The 20,482-nt window shown below is 68.7% G+C and carries 16 protein-coding genes; 12 read left to right on the forward strand and 4 right to left on the reverse strand.

Annotated elements, in window-relative coordinates; genetic code table 11:
* The first annotated feature begins 35 nt into the window (after nt 1-35).
* From BLV92_RS29045 to BLV92_RS29075, 7 genes are all read left to right on the forward strand, one after another.
* Nucleotides 36-1,319 (forward strand): extracellular solute-binding protein, encoded by a 1,284-nt coding sequence (locus BLV92_RS29045; RefSeq protein WP_090552359.1) that lies wholly within the window; start codon nt 36-38, stop codon nt 1,317-1,319.
* Nucleotides 1,320-1,377: 58 nt separating this feature from the next.
* Complete coding sequence (locus BLV92_RS29050; RefSeq protein WP_177197907.1) at nt 1,378-2,295, forward strand: carbohydrate ABC transporter permease; 918 nt, start codon at nt 1,378-1,380, stop codon at nt 2,293-2,295.
* 3 nt (nt 2,296-2,298) lie between these two features.
* On the forward strand, nt 2,299-3,138 hold the full coding sequence (locus tag BLV92_RS29055; protein ID WP_090552361.1) for a carbohydrate ABC transporter permease: 840 nt from the start codon (nt 2,299-2,301) through the stop codon (nt 3,136-3,138).
* A gap of 75 nt (nt 3,139-3,213) precedes the next feature.
* Complete coding sequence (locus tag BLV92_RS29060) at nt 3,214-4,338, forward strand: ABC transporter ATP-binding protein (RefSeq protein ID WP_090552363.1); 1,125 nt, start codon at nt 3,214-3,216, stop codon at nt 4,336-4,338.
* Nucleotides 4,339-4,506: 168 nt separating this feature from the next.
* A complete protein-coding gene (locus BLV92_RS29065) occupies nt 4,507-6,909 on the forward strand; it encodes a glycoside hydrolase family 3 N-terminal domain-containing protein (protein ID WP_090552365.1) in 2,403 nt (800 codons plus the stop codon).
* A 139-nt stretch (nt 6,910-7,048) separates the two neighbouring features.
* Nucleotides 7,049-7,822 (forward strand): D-xylose 1-dehydrogenase, encoded by a 774-nt coding sequence (xylB, locus tag BLV92_RS29070; RefSeq protein WP_090552367.1) that lies wholly within the window; start codon nt 7,049-7,051, stop codon nt 7,820-7,822.
* Nucleotides 7,819-8,703, forward strand: coding sequence for an SMP-30/gluconolactonase/LRE family protein (locus BLV92_RS29075; RefSeq protein WP_090552369.1), 885 nt, complete (start codon nt 7,819-7,821; stop codon nt 8,701-8,703). Before xylB ends, BLV92_RS29075 begins: the two co-directional genes overlap by 4 nt.
* A 346-nt stretch (nt 8,704-9,049) precedes the next feature.
* On the opposite strand, the gene BLV92_RS29080 is transcribed toward BLV92_RS29075, so the two are convergent.
* Nucleotides 9,050-9,973, reverse strand: a complete 924-nt coding sequence (locus tag BLV92_RS29080; protein WP_090552371.1) for a LysR family transcriptional regulator — start codon at nt 9,971-9,973, stop codon at nt 9,050-9,052.
* Between the two features lie 255 nt (nt 9,974-10,228).
* Here BLV92_RS29080 and BLV92_RS29085 point away from each other — a divergent pair, with 255 nt between their 5' ends.
* From BLV92_RS29085 to BLV92_RS29095, 3 genes are read left to right on the forward strand one after another with little or no spacing between them, the layout of a single operon-like run.
* Nucleotides 10,229-11,431, forward strand: coding sequence for an amino acid aminotransferase (locus BLV92_RS29085; protein ID WP_090552374.1), 1,203 nt, complete (start codon nt 10,229-10,231; stop codon nt 11,429-11,431).
* A gap of 40 nt (nt 11,432-11,471) precedes the next feature.
* On the forward strand, nt 11,472-12,260 hold the full coding sequence (locus tag BLV92_RS29090; RefSeq protein ID WP_090552375.1) for a class II aldolase/adducin family protein: 789 nt from the start codon (nt 11,472-11,474) through the stop codon (nt 12,258-12,260).
* 4 nt (nt 12,261-12,264) lie between these two features.
* Nucleotides 12,265-13,239: a 2-dehydropantoate 2-reductase gene (locus BLV92_RS29095; protein ID WP_090552377.1), complete on the forward strand. Its 975-nt coding sequence runs from the start codon at nt 12,265-12,267 to the stop codon at nt 13,237-13,239.
* A 272-nt stretch (nt 13,240-13,511) separates the two neighbouring features.
* On the opposite strand, the gene BLV92_RS29100 is transcribed toward BLV92_RS29095, so the two are convergent.
* Nucleotides 13,512-14,753 (reverse strand): MFS transporter, encoded by a 1,242-nt coding sequence (locus BLV92_RS29100; RefSeq protein ID WP_090552379.1) that lies wholly within the window; start codon nt 14,751-14,753, stop codon nt 13,512-13,514.
* 119 nt (nt 14,754-14,872) lie between these two features.
* Between BLV92_RS29100 and BLV92_RS29105 the strand changes: the two genes are divergently transcribed.
* Together BLV92_RS29105 and BLV92_RS29110 are read left to right on the forward strand one after the other, a co-directional pair.
* On the forward strand, nt 14,873-15,835 hold the full coding sequence (locus BLV92_RS29105; protein ID WP_244283969.1) for a LysR family transcriptional regulator: 963 nt from the start codon (nt 14,873-14,875) through the stop codon (nt 15,833-15,835).
* A gap of 163 nt (nt 15,836-15,998) precedes the next feature.
* Nucleotides 15,999-17,543: a methyl-accepting chemotaxis protein gene (locus tag BLV92_RS29110; protein WP_090552384.1), complete on the forward strand. Its 1,545-nt coding sequence runs from the start codon at nt 15,999-16,001 to the stop codon at nt 17,541-17,543.
* 345 nt (nt 17,544-17,888) lie between these two features.
* Here BLV92_RS29110 and BLV92_RS29115 read toward each other — a convergent pair whose 3' ends face one another.
* Both BLV92_RS29115 and BLV92_RS29120 read right to left on the reverse strand, forming a co-directional pair.
* Nucleotides 17,889-19,073, reverse strand: coding sequence for a porin (locus tag BLV92_RS29115; protein WP_090552386.1), 1,185 nt, complete (start codon nt 19,071-19,073; stop codon nt 17,889-17,891).
* 97 nt (nt 19,074-19,170) lie between these two features.
* Nucleotides 19,171-20,463 (reverse strand): MFS transporter, encoded by a 1,293-nt coding sequence (locus BLV92_RS29120; protein ID WP_090552388.1) that lies wholly within the window; start codon nt 20,461-20,463, stop codon nt 19,171-19,173.
* Nucleotides 20,464-20,482: the final 19 nt, after the last annotated feature.

Here is a 20,482-nt window from a genome sequence, read left to right on the forward strand (position 1 = left end):
GTTCGGCCGATAAATCCAACAACGGAGACATCAAGATGGCGTATGCGGTATCGAAGACGGTGAGCGCGGCAGCGGTGCTGTCGTCGCTGGTGGTAGCGGTGGGGGCCGCGCAGGCGGACGAAGCGAAAACGCTGTCGGTATGGGATCAGCAGACGAACGTCACGTCGAGCAAGCTGTTGCGCGACGCGTCCGACCGTTTCGAGCATCAGAATCCGGGTTACAAGGTCGAGAACTCGCACATTCTGAACGACGCGTACAAGACCAAGCTGAAGGTCGCGTTCGGCGCGAACCAGCCGCCGTGCGTGTTCGAGTCGTGGGGCGGCGGTACGCTGCACGAGTACGTGAAGGCCGGCCAGATCGTGGACCTCACGCCGTACCTGCAGAAAGACCCCGCATATCGCGGGCGCTTCCTGCCCGCGTCGTGGAAGGCGGTCACGTTCGACGGCAAGACCTACGGCGTCGCCGCCGAGAATGCGTCGGCCGCGGTGATCTTCTACAACAAGGACATCTTCCAGCAGTACGGCCTCACGCCGCCAGCGACGTGGGACGAACTGATGCACGTCGTGCAGGTGCTGACGTCGCACAACATCGCGCCGTTCGCGCTGTCGAACAAGAACAAGTGGACCGGCTCGATGTACTACATGTACCTCGTCGATCGCATCGGCGGTCCGGACGTCGTGCGCGACGCGGTCGAGCGCAGGCCGGGTCCGGGTTTTGCCGGCCCGGCGTTCGTCGAGGCCGGCAAGTACGTCCAGCAACTGGTGAAGGCGGGTGCGTTCGCGCAGGGTTACAACGGCCTCGACTATGACGTCGGCGCGTCGCGCCGCCTGCTGTATTCGGGCCGCGCCGCGATGGAACTGATGGGCGGCTGGGAAGCGTCGACGATCCAGAACGAGAATCCGGCGTTCTCGAAGAAGCTCGACTTCTTCCCGTTCCCGAGCGTGCCGGGCGGCAAGGGCGACCCCCGCGACGTGATCGGCACGGTCGGCGACGGTTTCCTGAGCATCTCGACCGAATGCAAGTCGCCGGATGCGGCGTTCAAGCTGATCCAGTCGCTGACCGACGACGATTCGATGCGCGCGCGCGTCGTCGACCGCAAGATTCCGCCGGTCAAGAACGCCGTCGTCGACGATCCGTTCCTGAAGCGTCTGCAGGACCTGATCGTGAAGGCGCCGAGCGTGCAGCTCTGGTACGACCAGGCGCTGCCGCCGCGGCTCGGCGAACTGCACAAGGATACGACGCAGGCGCTGTTCGGCCTGTCGCTGACCCCCGAGGCCGCCGCGCAGCAGATGGAAGCCGCTGCGAAAGCGGGAAGCTAACCGAGTCGATGGAGGAAGTCCGGGCTGCGCCGCACGGCGCAGCCCGGCATAAATTGTCGTGAACATTGCACTTTCCGCCGCTCCCGCACGCCGCGTACGAATCCCGTCGCAGTGGCTCGTTGCGACTGTCTTTCTTGCGCCCGCCGTGCTGCTGCTGGCGGTGTTCCTGCTTTATCCGCTGCTGTCGAGCCTGCGGCTGTCGCTGCTCGACTGGAACGGCCTCGGCACCGACGCGCGTTTCGTCGGCCTCGCGAACTGGGTGACGCTCGCGCACGACAGGGTGTTCTGGCAGGCGTTCGGGAACAACGTGATTCTCGCGGTCACGTCGATCGTCGTCGAACTGCCGATCGCGCTCGCGCTGGCCGTGATGCTGGAGAAGGCGGGCCGCGGCTCGCGGCTGCTGAAGATCCTGTATTTCCTGCCGCTGCTGATGTCGAGCGTCGCGATCGGCGTGCTGTTCAAGAACGTGTACGACCCGAACTTCGGCCCGCTGAACGCGGCGCTGCGCGCGATCGGTCTCGACGCGCTCGCGCTCGACTGGCTCGGCGACACGCGGCTGTCGCTCGGCGCGACGATCGCGGTGATCTGCTGGCAGAACGCGCCGTTCTACATGGTGCTGTTTCTCGCCGGGCTGTCGTCGATGCCGCAGGAACTGACCGAGGCCGCGCGTCTCGACGGCGCGTCCGAATGGACGATCTTCTGGCGCATCAAGCTGCCGCATCTGCAAGGCACGATCCGCACCGCGGTGCTGCTGTCGGTGCTCGGCTCGCTGCGCTACTTCGACCTGATCTACGTGATGACCGGCGGCGGCCCCGAAGGCTCGTCCGAATTGATGGCCACCTACATGTACCGCACCGTGTTCAGTTCGTTCCAGCTCGGTTACGGCAGCACGATCGGCTCGGCGATGTTCATCATCGTCTGCGCGGTCGCGGCGGTCGCGCTGCGGCTCACGCGCCGTTATTCGGCGGAGGTCTGAACGATGGCTAACCTGAAATCCCGTTTCGCGAAGGTGCGCATCGGCGTGCCGCTGCTCGCGCTGATCTGGCTCGCGATTACGACGGCGCCGTTCATCTTCGTGGTCGCGACGAGCCTGAAGACGCAGGACGAGACGTTCTCGTCGCCGGTCTGGGCGCTGCCGTCGCGACTGTACTTCGGCAACTATGCGGCCGTGCTGGGCGGACCGTATCTGACCTACTTCCGCAACAGCGCGTTCGTGGTCGGCGTGTCGGTGCTGCTGATCGTGATTATCAGCGCGATGGCCGCGTATGCGTTCGCGCGGCTGCGGTTCCGGCTGAACAAGACGCTGTTCGCGCTGATCGTCGCGGGCATGATCGTGCCGCTGCACGCGACGCTGGTGCCGATCTATCTGCTGACGCGCAACCTCGGCCTGTACGACACGCCGCTCGCGCTGCCCGGCCCGTACGTCGCGCTGAGCCTGCCGGTGTCGATCTTCATCCTGACCGAGTTCATGAAGCAGATTCCGCGCGAACTGGAGGAGGCCGCACAGCTCGACGGCTGCGGCCCGTTCCGGATCTTCTGGCGGATCTTTTTCCCGCTGTCGGGTCCGGGTCTCGCGACGGTCGCGATCTACAACGGCATCGGCCTGTGGAACGAGTTCATCTTCGCGTACATGCTGACCTCGACGCCCGAGCATCGCACGCTGCCGCTCGCGGTGTGGGACTTCCAGGGGCAGTACTCGTCGAACGTGCCGGCGATGCTCGCGGTCGTCACGCTGACGTCGCTGCCGCTGATCGTCGCGTATGCGTTCGGCCAGGAGCGCGTGATCAAGGGGATGATGGCCGGCTCGCTGAAGGGCTGAGGCAGGCCAGCGTACGTCACTCCGCATCGGCGGGCCGCACCGGCGGTTCGCGCACTGAATCCAGCAAACAACGATATGGCAAGCATTTCGCTCACTAACGTACAGAAAGCCTACGACGGCGGTCAAACCGTCATCCGCAACGTGCATCTGGAAGTCGGCAGGAACGAGTTCTGTGTGTTTCTCGGCCCGTCGGGCTGCGGCAAGTCCACGCTGCTGCGGATGATCGCGGGGCTCGAATCGATCACGAGCGGCGAGCTGCGGATCGACGGCCAGTTGATGAACGACGTCGCGCCCGCGAAACGGCGCGTCGCGATGGTGTTCCAGAACTACGCGCTGTACCCGCATATGAGCGTGTACGAAAACATGGCGTTCGGGTTGCGCCAGGCGAAGATCGACAAGGCGACGATCGACACGAAGGTGCGCCGCGCGGCGTCCGCGCTGCAACTCGACGCGTTCCTCGAACGGCGTCCCGCCGCGCTGTCGGGCGGCCAGCGGCAGCGCGTCGCGATCGGCCGCGCGATCGTGCGCGAGCCGGGCGTGTTCCTGTTCGACGAACCGCTGTCGAATCTCGACGCCGCGCTGCGCGTGCAGACGCGCACCGAGATCGCGCGGCTGCACCGCGAGTTCAGCGAGGCGAGCGCGGTGTACGTGACGCACGACCAGATCGAGGCGATGGCGCTCGCGGACAAGATCGTGCTGTTGCAGGCGGGTCTGGAGCAGGAGAAACACGGCAGCATCGCGCAGGTCGGCGCGCCGCTCGACCTGTATCACCACCCGAAGAGCCGCTTCGTCGCCGGCTTCATCGGCTCGCCGAAGATGAACTTCCTGCCGGGCTCGATCACCGCTGTGAACGAGCAGGGCGTCGAAGTCGAACTGACGACCGGCGAGCGCGTGTGCGCGCGCGTCGACGGGCGGCAGTCGACGGTCGGCATGAAGGTCACGCTCGGCATCCGGCCGGAGCATCTCGCTGTCGCGGGCGGCGCGGGGCGCGAGCAGGCGATTCGCGGCAAGGTACGGCTCGTCGAGCGGATGGGCGAACACAGCTACGTGCACGTCGATGGCGGCGGCTCCGCGACGATGATCGCGAAGGTCGCCGGCGACGCCCGGCTCGAACCGGACGAGGTGGTGTCGCTCGCGCTGCCGGACGACGCGTGCCACCTGTTCGACGACCGCGATCTGGCGTTCCGGCGCGTCGCGTGACGCCGGCCGTCTGAGCGCCTTCGCGCGCCGCCGGCCGTAGTTGTGCCGGCGGCAGCGCGCAAAGCAATCGAATTTCTCGCATAACGGGAAGTAGTACTAATGTGATGAGCGCGGGTCCGACCGGGACGCGCGCTTTTGGATCCGAAGAAAAAATTCAGGAGTGTGTTGATGTCGCTTGATCATCGAAGCGAGGTTCCGCTTTATCGCAATCCGGACGCGCCGGTCGAAGCGCGCGTGGCCGACCTGTTTGGGCGGATGACGCTCGACGAGAAGATCGCGCAGCTTCACGCAGTGTGGCTGAAGCTGTCCGCCGATGGCCGTCACCAGTCGCGCACCGAGGACTTCGCGCAGCGCGACACCGGCGTGCCGCTCGACACGCTGCTGCGCCACGGGCTCGGCCAGGTGACGCGCCCGCTCGGCACGCACACGGTCGATCCGGAAGAAGGCGTGAAGGCGCTGAACGCGCTGCAAAAGCAGATCGTCGAGAACACGCGGCTCGGCATTCCGGTGATGGCGCACGAGGAATGTCTCGTCGGGCTGATGGTCAAGGACGCGACGCTGTTTCCGTCGCCGCTCAACTACGGGGCGACGTGGAATCCGTCGCTGGTCGGGCGCGTCGGCGACGTGATCGGCGAGCAGGCGCGCTCGATCGGCTGCCATCAGGGCCTGGCGCCGGTGCTCGACGTATCGCGCGATCCGCGCTGGGGCCGCACCGAGGAGACGTTCGGCGAGGACCCGTATCTGGTCGGCGTGCTCGCGTGCCATTACGTGAACGGCTTGCAGGGCGAACGGCGCGACCTGATCGCGACGCTCAAGCATTTCGTCGCGCACTCCGCGAGCGAAGGCGCGCGCAACCATGCGCCGGTCCACGTCGGCCCGCGCGAGCTGAACGACACGTTCCTGCTGCCGTTCGAGATGGCCGTCAAGCTCGCGCACGCGGGTTCGGTGATGCCCGCGTATCACGACATCGACGGCGTGCCGTGCCACACGAACCGCGACCTGCTGCAAGGCGTGCTGCGCGACAAGTGGGGTTTCGACGGCCTGATCGTCGCGGACTACGCGGCGGTCAACCTGCTGTACACGCATCACGGCGTCGCGCGCGACGCGGCCGAGGCCGCCGCGCAGACGTTCAACGCGGGGCTCGACGTCGAACTGCCGGGCCACGAATGCGCGCTGCACCTGAAGGAGGCGCTGGAACGCGGCGAGATCACCGAGGCGACGATCGACGCGGCCGTGAAGCGCGTGCTGCGCGCGAAGTTCACGATCGGCCTGTTCGAGCACCCGTATGTCGATCCGGACAAGGTGAACCTGCAAAGCGCGGAAGCGACCGCAATCGCACGCGAAGTCGCGATCGAGTCGGCGGTGCTGCTGCGCAACGACGGCGTGCTGCCGCTCGCGCCGGACAGCGCGCAGAAGATCGCGGTGATCGGCCCGACCGCCGACGATCCGCTCGCGCTGCTCGCGGGCTACAGCTTCCCGGTGCATCTGATCAACAGCGGCGAGCAGTCGAATTCGCAGATCACCACGCCGCTGCACGCGCTGCGCGAGCGGTTCGGCAACGAGCGCGTCGCCTATGCGCGCGGCTGCTACATCATCGAGGAGCGCCGCGCGGGCGCGCCGGTGTTCCCGGGCGACGTGTCGATGGACGCCCGCAGCGCGGACGCGCGCGACGAGCTGATCAGCGAGGACACGACGCAGATCGCCGACGCCGTCGCGGCGGCGCGCGGCGCTGACGTCGCGCTGGTGTTCGTCGGCGACCTCGCGGGCCTGTTCCAGTCGGGTACGGTCGGCGAGGGTTCCGACACCGACAGCCTCGCGCTGCCCGGCGTGCAGCAGGCGCTGCTCGACGCGGTGGTCGCGAGCGGCACGCCGACCGTCGTCGTGATGACCGGCGGCCGTCCGTACAATCTCGGCGGTCTCGAAGAGCGCATTGCCGCGCAGGTGATGGCGTTCGCGCCCGGCGAGGCCGGCGGCGAGGCGCTCGCGGACCTGCTGACCGGCCGCGCGAATTTCAGCGGCCGGCTGCCGCTGTCGGTGCCGAAGAGCGGCGGCGCGGTGCCGTACACGTACAACCATCGGCTGAAGAGCGCCGGCACGCCGATCGCCTATCATTTCGGGTCGCGTTATCCGTTCGGCTTCGGCCTCGGTTATACGCGCTTCGAATACGGCGACCTCGACATCGTCGCGGCCGAAGCGCCGATCGAAAACGGCACGTTCGAATTCAGCTTCACGGTGAAGAACGTCGGCGCGCGCAGCGGCGTGGAAGTCGTGCAGATTTACGTGCGCGACCGGCTCGCATCGACGTCGCGGCCGGTGCGCGAACTGAAGGCGTTCGCGCGCGTGCCGGTCGAGCCGGGCGCGTCGGCGCGCGTGCGCGTGCGGCTGCCGGTCGACATGCTGAATTTCACCGACGGCCGCGGCGAGCGCATCGTCGAGCCCGGCGACTTCGACCTGATGATCGGCAGTTCGAGCCGCGACATTCATCTGGACAGCACGCTGACCGTCGCGGGCGACGCGACGCGCACGCTGGAGCGCGACTGGCGGATGGTCAGCGACGTGCAGGTCGTTTGAACGGGTAGAAGCGCCGGCGGGCAGTGGAGAGGCTGCCCTGCGGAAGGATGCTGGAAGGACCCACACGCACCGGTTCGCCGCGGGCATCGACGCGCGGCGGGCCGGTGCAATGACGAAACGAAAAGAACTGGAACAACACATGTCGTATGCAATTTATCCGAGCCTGGTCGACAAGGTCGTGACCATCACCGGCGGCGGATCGGGGATCGGGGCCGCGATGGTGGAGGCGTTCGCTGCGCAGGGCGCGCGCGTGTTTTTCATCGACATCGCGGAAGAGGATTCGCTCGCCCTGGCCGAATCGCTGCGCGGCGCGAAACATCAGCCGGTGTTCCGGCGCTGCGATCTGCGCGACATCGCGCAGTTGCAGGCGACGTTCGCGGAGATCGCGGAAGCGGCCGGGCCGATCGAGGTGCTCGTGAACAATGCCGCGAACGACGACCGTCACGACGTCGAGGCGGTGACCGAAAACTACTGGGACAACGGCATGGCCGTGAACCTGCGGCATCAGTTCTTCTGCGCGCAGGCGGTGGCGCCGGGCATGCGCCGCCTCGGGCGCGGCGTGATCCTGAACCTCGGCTCGATCTCGTGGCATCTCGCGACCGACCGGCTGTCGCTGTACATGACCGCGAAGGCCGGCATCGAAGGGCTCACGCGGGGGCTCGCGCGCGACCTCGGCCATGACGGGATCCGCGTGAACTGCGTGATTCCGGGCGCGGTGCGCACGCCGCGCCAGATGAAGCTGTGGCAGTCCGGCGACAGCGAAGCGCAGATCATCGCGGATCAATGCCTGCACGAGCGCATCGACCCCGAACACGTCGCGCGCCTGGTGCTGTTCCTCGCGTCCGACGACGCGGCGCGCTGCACCGGCCGCGATTATTTCGTCGACGCCGGCTGGTACGGCGCAGGCGCATGAACACGATCGCTCCTGTCTGCGAATGGCCGGTCGAGGCCACGCTCGGCGAAGGGCCGGTATGGCACGCGGCGGAACGCGCCGTGTACTTCGTCGATATCAAGTCGCGCCGCGTGCATCGGCTGTCGGTCGATACCGGCGAGCGCCGCACGTGGGATGCGCCGGCGCAGCCCGGTTTTGTGCTGCCGCTCGATGACGGCGCATTCGTCTGCGGGCTGCAAGGCGGCCTGCATCGCTTCACGCCGGCGGACGGAACGTTTTCGATGGTGCTGCCGGTCGAGGCAGACCGTCCGGGCAACCGGCTCAACGACGGTTACGTCGATGCGCAAGGCCGCCTGTGGTTCGGCTCGATGGACGACGCGGAGGAAGCGCCGGGCGGCGTGCTGTATCGCGTCGATACGGACGGCGCGCTGGTCGCGCAGGACCGCGACTACGTGATTACGAACGGGCCGGCCGCGAGTCCGGACGGGCGCACGCTTTATCACGTCGATACGCTGCGGCGCGTGATCTATGCGTTCGATCTCGCCGCCGACGGCGAGTTGAGCGGCAGGCGCGTGTTCGCGGCGATCGCCGGCGCTGGTTATCCGGACGGCCTGACGGTCGACGCGGACGGCTTCGTGTGGATCGCGCTGTTCGGCGGCGCGCGGATCGAGCGGTATGCGCCGGACGGCACGCTGGTGGGTCACGTCGCGTTTCCGTGTCCGAACGTGACGAAACTCGCGTTCGGCGGCGACGACCTGCGCACCGTGTATGCGACGACCGCGCGGAAGGGGCTCGACGCCGACGCGCTCGCCCGCGCGCCGCTGGCCGGCGCGTTGTTCTCGTTTCGCGCGCCGGTCGCGGGGCAGGAGCAGCAGCAGTGTCGGGTTGCGTTTCGCGTGTAGCGGGGATGCGGGGAGCGGTCGAGACGTTCGTCTGCGATCGCTTGACTGGCCTCGCATGCAACGCTGCGTGATCGCGAAGAAGAGACTCGACGCGGACAGGCCCTGAAACCCGAAGTGATCGATGTGTCGATAACGTCTGCCCCGCCTCCAGCGACACCTCGATTGATCGAGAGAACGGCACAATCGCCGCAATAATTGTGTTTGTCAGTCGGGTGGCCGCTCCTTAACCTTGTCAGCGGACTGATACGATCCCTGACAGGCACGATGGCATTCGACGATCCGGACAGCAACGCGGCGCGCACCGAAACGCGCGTCGATCAGGTCGACCCGTTCCGCGCGGCGGCCATTACCCCCGCTGCGTCTCCCGATCCCACCGCGCGATCCACTCCCCGACGAACTCCGCAAACCCGCTCGCCGCCGGCGACGGCGCGCGTTCCGCCGGCGAATACACGCCGACCTTGCGGATCGTCTCCGGATCGGTCACGCGCCGCATCACCAGCCCGAACGTTCTCGCGAGCGGCGCGACGTAGGCCGGCGCGAGCGTCACCGCGACGCCCGCGGCCGCGAGGCCGAACGCGGTCGTCACGTTGTCGACGATCTCGACCGGCATGATGCGCGAATCGGCCGGCACGTCGGCGAGCATCTGCGCGACGCTGCGCTCGTGGTCGCGCCCGGTCGCGACGACCGGCACGCCGCGCAGATCGTGCCAGCGCAGCCGCCGCCGCGCCGCGAGCGGATGCGCGCCCGAGCACCACAGCACCCACGGACTCTCGAACGCCGGCCGGCAATGCACGCGGTTGCCGGTGGGGCGGTCCGGTCCGATCGCGAGATCGACGTCGCCGCTCGCGACCTGCTCGACCAGTTGCTCGACGACGATATCGACCACCCGCACGACGACCTTCGGCTTCAGCGTCGCGTACTGCGCGATCGCGGCCGGCAGCGCGGTGGCCGCGAGCACGAGCGGCGCGCCGACCCGCACGATGCCGGCCGCGCGGTTGCGGATGTCGCTCGCGGACTGCTCGGCCGCGCGCACGTGGCGCAGCACGCCGTCCGCGGACGCGAGGAAATCGCGGCCCGCGCTCGACAGCTCGACGCGCCGCGTGGTCCGGTCGAACAGCCGGAAGCCCAGTTCGTCTTCCAGTTCGGCGAGCATCTGGCTGACCGCGGACGCGGTGAGGCCGAGCCGCGCGGCGGCGGCGCTCAGGCTGTGCAGGTCGGCGATCGCGAGGAACGCTTCGTACTGGCGGAGGGTGATGCGGGTGAGCGGCATGGGCCGATTCTAAAGATCAACTTAAAAATGGTACAGAATCGGTTGATTGTCGGACGCGGCCGGTTGGCGGACACTGCGTATCACGTTGCGAGGCACCGCCGCAAAGCGCCGCCGCGAAGCATGGCTGTAGAGCATCGCCGCGAAGCACCCGCCGGCCGCGCAGCCGTTGCGCTACGATGCGATGCCACGCCCGGCGACGGCCGGCGGGCGCACCGGATTCGCCGTGCGCCGCAGCAAACAGAAAAGGAGATTCCGATGTTCGAGCACATTCCGCCGTATCCCGGCGACCCGATCCTCAGCCTCAACGAGGACTTCCAGAAGGACCCGCGCACCGACAAGGTCAACCTGAGCATCGGCATCTACTTCGACGCGGCGGGCAAGCTGCCGCTGATGGCCGCCGTGCGCCGCGCGGAAGCCGCGCTGCTGGACCGCGTGCGGCCGCGCTCGTATCTGCCGATGGCGGGCCGCGCCGACTATCGCGACGCCGCGCAGGCGCTCGCGTTCGGCGCGGACTCGGCGGCGCGCGCGGCAAACCGCATCGCCACGATCCAGACGCTCGGCGGGTCCGGCGCGCTGAAGATCGGCGCGGACTTCCTGAAGCGGTATTTTCCGGGGTCCGAAATCTGGATCAGCGATCCTAGCTGGGAGAACCATCGCGTGGTGTTCGAGGGCGCGGGTTTCGTGGTCCACACGTATCCGTACTACGACGACGCGACGGGCGGCCTGCGTTTCGACGACATGCTCGCGGCGATCGACCGTCTGCCGCCGCGCAGCATCGTGCTGCTGCACGCGTGCTGCCACAACCCGACCGGCGTGGACCTGACGCACGAGCAATGGCGGCAGCTTGCGCCGGTGCTGCGGCAGCGCGAACTGATCGCGTTCGTCGATATGGCGTACCAGGGTTTCGGCTCCGGCCTCGACGACGATGCGTTCGCCGTGCGCCTGCTCGCCGGCGCGGGCATCCCGGTCGTGGTCGCGAGTTCGTTCTCGAAGAACTTCTCGCTGTACGGCGAGCGGGTCGGCGCGTTGAGCGTCGTGTGCGACAGCGAAGCCGAAGCGCAGCGCGTGCTCGGCCAGTTGACGTCGACGGTCCGCGCGAACTACAGCAATCCGCCGACGCACGGCGCGACGCTCGTCGCCGCCGTGCTCGCGGACGCGGCGCTGCGCGCCGAATGGGAAGCGGAACTGAACGGGATGCGCGAGCGCATCCTCGCGATGCGCCACGCGATCCACGCGGGGCTCGACGGCCGGATCGACGAGACGCTGCGCGCGCGTTACCTGACGCAGCACGGCATGTTCACGTACACCGGTCTCGATCAGGACCAGGTCGCGCGGCTGCGCGCGGAACACGGCGTGTATCTGATCCGCTCGGGCCGCATGTGCGTCGCCGGGCTGAACGAATCGAACGTCGCTTACGTCGCGTCCGCGATCGCCGCGGTCGCGGGCCGCCAGGCGTGATCCCCGAGAGACTCGACCCCCGCTTTTCATGGAGCCTGTGATGAACGCCATCGTACAGCCGGCCGCCGGCCAGCCCGCCGCCGCGATCCATCCGGACGAATGGCATGCGCGCGTGCAACTCGCCGCCTGCTACCGGATCTTCGACATGCTCGGCTGGACCGAGCTGATCTACAACCACATCACGCTGCGCGTGCCGGAAAGCGCGCGCGGCGGCGCGCGGCAGTTCCTGATCAACCCGTTCGGGTTGCATTACAGCGAGGTCACCGCGAGCAATCTCGTGAAGATCGACGCGACCGGCCGCGTGCTCGACGGCTCGCGGTATCCGGTGAATCCGGCGGGTTTCGTCGTGCATGCGGCGATCCATGAAGGCATCGCCGACGCGCACTGCGTGATGCATACGCACACGACGGCGGGCGTCGCGGTCGCGAGCCTCGACAGCGGGCTCGCGCAGGACAACTTCTACAGCGCGCAGCTATTCGACCGGGTCGCGTATCACGACTTCGAGGGCATCACCGTGCATGCGGACGAAGGGCCGCGCCTGCTCGCGGACATCGGCGACCGGCAGGCGGTGATCCTGCGCAATCACGGGCTGCTCGCGTGGGGGCCGACGCTCGCGCAGACGTTCGCGGTGCTGTGGACGCTGAACCGCGCGTGCGAGATCCAGATGGCGACGCATTCGATGGGCCGCGCGCGGCCGGTGTCCGACGAGGTCGCGCGGCGCTCGTCGCGCGACGCGTTGCAGTTCGATCCGCGTCACGGCGCGGGGCAGGACGTGCTCGACGCGCTGATCCGCAAGGTCGATCGCATCGACACGAGCTACAGGAGCTGACGCGATGAAGGTGGGCATCTATGGAGCCGGCGCGATCGGCGGCTGGATCGGCGCGCGGCTCGGTCTCGACGGGCATCGGGTGGCGGTGGTCGCGCGCGGCGCGACGCTCGACGCCGTGCGCGCGAACGGGCTGCGTCTGGTCGAGGGCGGTGAAACGCGGTCGGTGGTCGTCGATGCGAGCGCCGACCCTGCCGACCTCGGCCCGCAGGACGTGGTCGTCGTCGCGGTGAAAGCGCCGGCGATGGCGGCGGTCGCGGCCGGCATCGGGCCGCTGCTCGGCGAACGGACGGTCGTGATGACCGCGATGAACGGCGTGCCGTGGTGGTTCTGCGCGGGCCTCGGGCCGGAACTGGCCGGCACGCGGCTCGAATCCGTCGATCCGTCCGGTGCGATCGCGGCGGCGATTCCGGCCGAACGCACGATCGGCTGCGTCGTGCATGCAAGCTGCCTGCAGGACGCGCCCGGCGTGATCCGCCATCACCTCGGCAACGGGCTGATCGTCGGCGAGGCGACCGGTCATGCGAGCGAGCGGGTCGGGCAACTCGCGGACGCGCTGGCGTCGGCGGGTTTCGACGTCGAGCGTTCGGCGCAGATCCAGCGCGACATCTGGTTCAAGCTGTGGGGCAACATGACGATGAACCCGATCAGCGCGCTGACCGGCGCGACGACCGATCGCGTGCTCGGCGACGAACTGGTCCGCGGTTTCGCGACGAACGTGATGCGCGAGGCGGCGGAGATCGGCCGGCGCATCGGCATCCCGATCGACCAGGACCCGGAGGATCGCCACAAGGTGACGCTGCGGCTCGGCGCGATGAAAACGTCGATGCTGCAGGACGTGATCGCGGGGAAGCCGGTCGAGATCGACGCGCTGGTGTCGGCGGTGCGCGAACTGGGGCAGGTGACGGGCGTCGCGACGCCGTTCACCGATGCGCTGCTCGGGCTGTCGCGGCTGCATGCGCGCACGCTGGGGCTTTATTGAGCGACGGCGTCGCGTCATGGCGGCGAATCACCCGCCGCCCGATGGCGCGCTGCCGCGAGAGCGCTTGATTCCTGCGCAGCGACGCGGTTATGGGGGCGCGGTGAACGCCTTGTCGAATGAAAGTCGATTGCGCCGTCACGGCGGAAGGAGAGCCGGCGGCTAGCAGCGAGCATGCTGCTATAAACGCCCGACGCCCGACGCCCGACGCCCGATGTTCGCCCGCCTCGCAAAGCAGGCGTGCCGGGCAGCAACAACCGCCCGCGCGCGGTGAATCAGCCCTTACGCGGCCACACTCGCACCGCCATCGCCGCCACCGCCGTCGCGACCGCGAGCGCGATCACACCGCCCCAGCCCCACTGCGCGAGCAGCAGGCTGCCGAGCGCCGCGCCGGTCGCCATGCCGATGAACACGCCGACGAACAGCACCGCGTTCAGCCGGCTGCGCGAAGCCGGGTCGATCCCGTACACGATCGTCTGGTGCGCGATCAGCGACGCCTGGATGCCGAGGTCGAAGCCGACCGTGCTCACCGCGATCAGGCCGAGTTGCGCATGCGGCGACAGCACCGCTGCGAACGCCATCGCCGCGAACGACACCGCGACGACGCCGATCCCGAAGCGCGTCACCCATTCCGGGCCGCGCCGGTCCGAGATGCGGCCGGCGATCGGCGCGGCGAGCGCGCCGGCCGCGCCCGCGAGGCCGAACGCGCCGGCCGCCGCGCTGCCGAGATGGAACGGCGCGTCGTGCAGCATGATCGCGAGCGTCGACCAGAACGCGCTGAAGCCGACCGACAGCAGGCCCTGCGCGAGCGCCGCGCGGCGCAGCGCCGGGTGCCGCCGCCACAGCGTGCCGAGCGAGCCGATCAGCGAGCGGTACGACACGCTGGTCGTCGGCTGGAACGCGGGCAGCCCGCGCGCGGCCGCGAACCCGATCGCCGCGACGCTGACGGCCGCCGCGACGAACATCGCGCGCCAGCTGAAGCGTTCGGCCACCATGCCGCTGACCACCCGCGACAGCAGGATGCCCATCAGCAGCCCGGTCATCACGGTGCCGACCACCTTGCCGCGATGCAGGTCCGGCGCGAGCGTCGCGGCGGCCGGCACGACGTCCTGCGCCATCGTCGCGGACAGCCCGATCGCGAAGCTCGCGACGAGCAGCACCCCGAGCGACGGCGACCCCGCCGCGAGCAGCAGCGAGCCGACCAGCGCGGCCGCCTTCACGAGGATCACGCGGCGCCGGTCGTAGCGGTCGCCGAGCGGCGCGAGCAGCAGGATGCCGAGCGCGTAGCCGAGTTGCGTGAGCATCGGCACGAAGCCGATCGCGCGGGCCGACGCGCCGATGTCCGGCCCGAGCACGCCGAGCATCGGCTGGCTGTAGTAGAGCGGCGCGACGGCGAGGCCGGCTGCGGCGGCGAGCAACAGCACGAGCCGGCCGTGCAGCGGCGGCGTCGCGGGCTGCGGGGCGGAGCGGTCGGGCGGCGCGGCGGGCGCGGCGCCGAGGTTCTGCGGAGTGGACACGAGGCGAATCCTGCGAGGGGGACAATGACCGCGAGTGTGGACGTTTTGTGCGGCGCACGGTAGTACCGCCGCCCGTACATTTGTTATACGCTGCGCGTATGACCGCCTGGAGCCCCGCCATGCCTGACACACAAGACCTTTCGCGCCCGCCTGCCGCCTCGGCGGGCGACGCCGGGTATCGTTTCCAGCTGATGGAAACGTTCGTGCGTATAGTCGAATCCGGCAGCCTGTCGGCGGCGGCGGAGCAGTTGAACGCGACGCAGCCGACCGTCAGCCGCCGGCTCCAGGCGCTGGAGCGCTCGCTCGGCGTGCGCCTGCTGCACCGGACCACGCATTCGATGCGGCTGACGGTCGACGGCGAACGCTGCTTCAAGCGCGCGAAGGAACTGCTGGCAAGCTGGGCGTCGTTCGAGGCGGACCTGCGCGGCGCGCAGCAGGAGCCCGAGGGGCTGCTGCGGGTCGCGGTTCCGCATGCGTTCGGGCAGACGATCTTCGTCGGGCCGCTGGTGGCGTTCGTGAACGCGCATCCGCGCGTGACCGTCGAGTGGCTGCTGAAGGACGAGGTGCCCGATTTCCTCGGCAGCGGGATCGACTGCGCGATTCACGTCGGCGAACCGGCGGACCCGTCCGTCGTCGCGCTGCGGATCGCCGACGTGCCGCGCATCGTCGCGGCCGCGCCGGCCGTGCTGCAAGGCATCGACGTGCCGGACCATCCGGACGGGCTCGCCGCGCTGCCGTGGCTCGCGCTGCGCACCTACTACCGGACCGAGGTGTCGCTGACGCATGACACGACCGGCGAGACGCGGCGCTTTTCGATCCGGCCGCGCATCAGCACCGACAGCCTGTTCGCGCTGCGCGGCGCGGCGGTGCAGGGGCTCGGCGCGTTCGTCGGCTCGTCGTGGCTGTTTTCGGACGATCTCGCGCAGGGCCGGCTCGTGCGGCTCGCGCCGCGCTGGCGGGCCGCGCCGCTGCCGGTCTATCTGACCTATCCGCACGCGCAGTTCTATCCGTCGCGGCTCACGCGCTTCGTCGCGGCGATGCGCGAAGCGGTGCCGGGGCTGATCGCGCGCGCGGACGTTTGATACGGACTGCGCCGGATTATCTTCAGGCTCGTTAATCTTTAGTTTTGCAGTGCAACGCCGTTAACCGGTCCGTAAGGGATCGGACGGCGCCTGTCCTCGCGTCCCGCGCGTGCGCGCCTTGCAACACACGTCATTGTCAACACACATCACTGGTGAGAATCCGATGTTTTCTCGTCTTTCGATCTCCGTCCGGCTGTGGGCCACCATCGCGCTGCTCGGTCTGCTGATCTTCGCGACCGGGCTGCTTGGCCAGTTCGGCATGCAACGCTCGAACGCCGCGCTCGGCTACGCGTATTCGAACCAGCTCGCGGCGGCGCTCAACATCGGCAAGGCGAACCTGAACCTGACGATCGTGCGCACGACGCTCGATCGCGTGCTGCTGCATCCGGATTCGCCGGACGTGCCGAACCTGATCAAGAAGGCGCTCGATTACCGCGACGTGTCGGAGAACGCGTGGCGCGCGTACGCGGCGCTGCCGCACAGCGACGACGAGCGGGCGCTCGCGGACAGCGTCAGCGCCGCGCGCGCCGCGATGCTCACGCAGGGCATCCAGCCGATGGTCGACGCGCTGAAGCAGGGCGACCACCAGACCGCCGACACGATCGCGATGACAACGCTGCCACCGCTGTCGGTCGCGCTGACGAAGAGTTCGACCGCGCTCGAAACGTGGCAGCACGCGCATGGGCAGCAGGTGTTCGACGAAGCGGAGCGGCTGTTCGGCTGGCTGCGCATCGGCGGCATCGCGCTGATCGTGTTCGGCCTCGTGATCTGCGTGGGCTGTTCGTACGGGCTGCACCGTTCGATCGCGGCGCCGCTCGCGTATGTGCTCGCCGCGTTGCAGCGCATCTCGGCCGGCGACCTGACGGTGTCGCTCCAGACGCGTTCGCGCGACGAGATGGGCCGCCTGATCGAAGGGCTGAAGACGATGCAGCAGGAACTCGCGCAGACCGTGCGCCAGGTGACGCGCAGTTCGGAGTCGATCGCGGCGGCGACGCGCCAGATCGCGGCCGGCAACGGCGACCTGTCGCAGCGCACCGAGGAGCAGGCGGCGTCGCTTCAGCAGACCGCCGCGAGCATGGAGGAATTGACTGCGACGGTGAAGCACAACGCGGACAGCGCGCGCACCGCGCAGACGCTGGCGGACAACGCGCACGACGTGGTCGCGCGCAGCGCGCGGGTGGTCGGCGACGCGGTGCAGACGATGGACCAGATCGACCAAAGCTCGCAGAAGATCGCGGACATCACCGGCGTGATCGAGGGCATCGCGTTCCAGACCAACATCCTTGCGCTGAACGCGGCGGTCGAGGCCGCGCGCGCGGGCGACCAGGGACGCGGTTTCGCGGTGGTCGCGGGCGAGGTGCGTTCGCTCGCGCAGCGCGCGGGCACTGCGGCGAAGGAGATCAAGGAACTGATCGGCGAGTCGGTGGAGCGCGTCGCGACCGGCACGAAGTTCGTGCGCTCGGCGGGCGACACGATGGGCGAGATCCGCCAGTCGATCGGCCAGGTCGCGACGATCATGAAGGAGATCGCGCACGCGTCCGACGAGCAGCGCGACGGCATCGAGCAGGTGAGCCGCGCGGTGTCGCAGATGGACGAGGTCTCGCAGCAGAACGCGGCGCTCGTCGAGCAGGCGGCCGCTGCCGCCGCGTCGCTGGACGACCAGGCGGGCGCGCTGCGCGACGCGGTGTCGGTGTTCCGGCTCGCGTGAGCGGGGCGGGCGGCAAGCGGCGTCGTCGCGGCGGTCAGGCCGTTCGCCCGATGAAAGGCGGCCGGCGCGGAGCGATGCTACCGCGGCGCGAAGAGGCCGAGGCGCGAGCCTGATGCGCAAACGCTGCGTTTCAGCGATGCCGCGATGAAGCGGCTAGGGGAGCCGCCGCGAAGCGTGTGCGCGGCCGTCGTGAATGACGATATCGGCCAACGTTGCGGCCGCCTGCTTGGGGCGCGCATGCCACGGTTGTGACCTTTCGACGTATCGCGCGGCATGCGACGAACAGGGTTCGGCGTTGAACGACGGTGCGGCGCGAGCGCGCCGCATCTGCCGAACACCGGACGATCAGAAGCGATGGCGGATGCCGGCCGTCACGACGGTCTGCACGGCGCTGGTCGACGGCGTCGAGCCGATGATCGCCGCGACCGCGCGATGGCCGGTCGAGTCGACGCCCGCCGCGTGCTGGAACACGCCGACCGCATAGAGGTCGGTGCGCTTCGACAGCGCGTAGGTCGCGCCGAAATCGACCGTGTGATAGACCGCGCTGCCGTTGCCGACACCGGTGCCGTTCGTGTAGTCGTACGACAGCGCGAACATCAGCGCGGGCGTCGCCTGGTAGCGCAGGTTCAGTTCCGCGCTGTTGAACGTCGCATGGCTGCCGTTGCCGGCGCCGTTCGGCGCGAGTCCGGCGACGTCCACCGAGCCGAGATCGGTGAAGCGCGTATTGGTGTACACGACGCTCGCGGTCGCCGGGCCGAATGCGTATTGCGCGCCCGCGGCGACGATGTGTTCCGCGCCCGCCGACGCATAACCGGAGATGATCGGATTCGCGATGTTGCTGCCGGTCGTCGTGTCGTTGGCCTTGTCGCCCCAGAACGAGAAGTTCGGCCGGCTCACGTACAGATAACCGGCCGCGAGCGACAGCGGCCCGCTCGTATAACCGGCCCCGAGCGACCACACCTGGTTGCGCGCGAGACTGCCCGGCTGGCCGCCGAAGCTGTACAGGCCGCCGAAGCTGAGGCCGCGCCACGTCACGCTCTGATACTTGACCGAGTTGTTGATCCGGTTGGAATTGTTCAGGTTGTCGAGGTCGGCCGGATGCGTGCCGTAACCGGCGCCGGACGCGGCCCACGTCGCGCCCGCGGACATCGGGTTCACGAAGTCGGCCTGCGACGAATACTGGCGGCCGAGCGTGACGGTGCCGTACGGGCTCGACAGTCCGACGAACGCGAGCCGTCCGAACTCGGTGCCGTTCTGGCCCATCGTGCCGTTCGCCGGGTTGAAGCCCGCTTCGAGCGTGAAGATCGCGTTCAGCCCGCCGCCGAGGTCTTCGCTGCCGCGCACCCCCCAGCGGGACGCGGACTCGTTGCCGCCGGTCAGCGCGATCTGGCTGCTGCCTTTCGAATTCGACGTGTACGTGAAGCCGGCATCCACGATGCCGTACAGCGTGACGCTGCTCTGCGCGAGTGCGATACCGGGCGCCGCCGAGGCGGCAGCCGCCGCGGCGGCCGTGAGAAGGACTCGTTTCATCTTGTTCTGTTGTCTCGTTAGTTATGCAAATCTGTTGATGGACAAGGGTGCTGCGCGAGAAGCCCGCCGCGCGGCGGGCCGTACTGCCTGGGAGGAATCAGGAGAACGCGTTGCCGCGCACGCGGGCCGTGGGCCGCGCGTCGCGGATGAACACGGCGGACAGCGCCGCGCCGACGAGCGCGACGGCGCCGGCGAGCACGAACGCGGTCGCGAACGAGCCGGTGCGCGCGACGAGGAAGCCGGTGATAGCCGGGCCGACGACGCCGGACAGGCTGCCGACGCAGTGCATGCAGCCGCTGACGCTGCCGACCTTGGCCGGATGCACGACGTCCTGCACGATTGCCCAGTACAGCGCGCCGGTCACGTACAGCAGGAACAGCGCGACCGACATCAGCGCGATCGCGTTCACCGCCGTATGCACGGAGCCGGCGACGGCCACGCAGATGCCGGTCGCGACGAGGCAGGTGACGAGCACGATCTTGCGCGACAGCATCAGCTTGCCGGTCCAGCGGAAGATCGCGTCGGAGATCGCGCCGCCGGCCGCGAGGCCGATGGTGCCGACGAGCCACGGCACGACCGTCGCGAAGCTCATCTCCTTGATGTTCAGGTGATGGGCCTGCACGAGGTAGCTCGGGAACCAGCTCAGGAAGAAGAACAGCACGTAGTTGTAGCTGAAGAACGCGACGGCGGCCGCGATGATGAGCGGCTGGCGCAGATACGCGGACAGCGGCAGGTTGGCGGCCTGCGGGTCGGCGGCCGGCGCGGCGTGCTGGCCGGCGGCGGCCGGCGCGGTGTCGTCGAGCGACGTGACGTAGCGGTTGCGCGCCGGCGCGTCGCTGGTCACGAAGAACCAGATCAGCGCCCACACGAGGCCGACCGCGCAGATGATCCAGAACGCCGGACGCCAGCCGAAGCTGATCGCGAGCAGCCCGATGATCGGGCCGGCGATCGCGCCGCCGAGCGGCGAGCCGGCGCTCAACAGGCCCATCGCGGTCGCGGCGATGTCGCGCGGCAGCCAGTTGTTGACCATCTTGTTCGCGCCCGCGCACAGCGGCCCCTCGGCCATCCCGAACAGCGTGCGCAGCACCAGCAGGCTCGCGAAACCGACCGCGACGGCGGTCAGCCCGCAGAAGATCGACCACAGGCCGACCGCGAGGATGTACACGAGCTTCGGCCCGAGCCGGTCGCTCGCGAGGCCGCCGAGGAAATTGAACAGCGCGTAGCCGACGAAGAAGCTGCTGAACACGATCCCCATCTGCGCGGTGTCGATGCCGAGGTCTTGCTGGATCAGCGGCGCGGTCAGCGACAGCGCGACGCGGTCGAGGTAGTTGATCCCGTAGACGAGGAATAACAGGAATACCGTTACCCAGCCCATGGTGCGTTGCTTCATGCGGAGTCTCCTTTTGATT

It is taken from the genome of Paraburkholderia caballeronis (assembly GCF_900104845.1).
GTDB classification, from domain to species: domain Bacteria; phylum Pseudomonadota; class Gammaproteobacteria; order Burkholderiales; family Burkholderiaceae; genus Paraburkholderia; species Paraburkholderia caballeronis.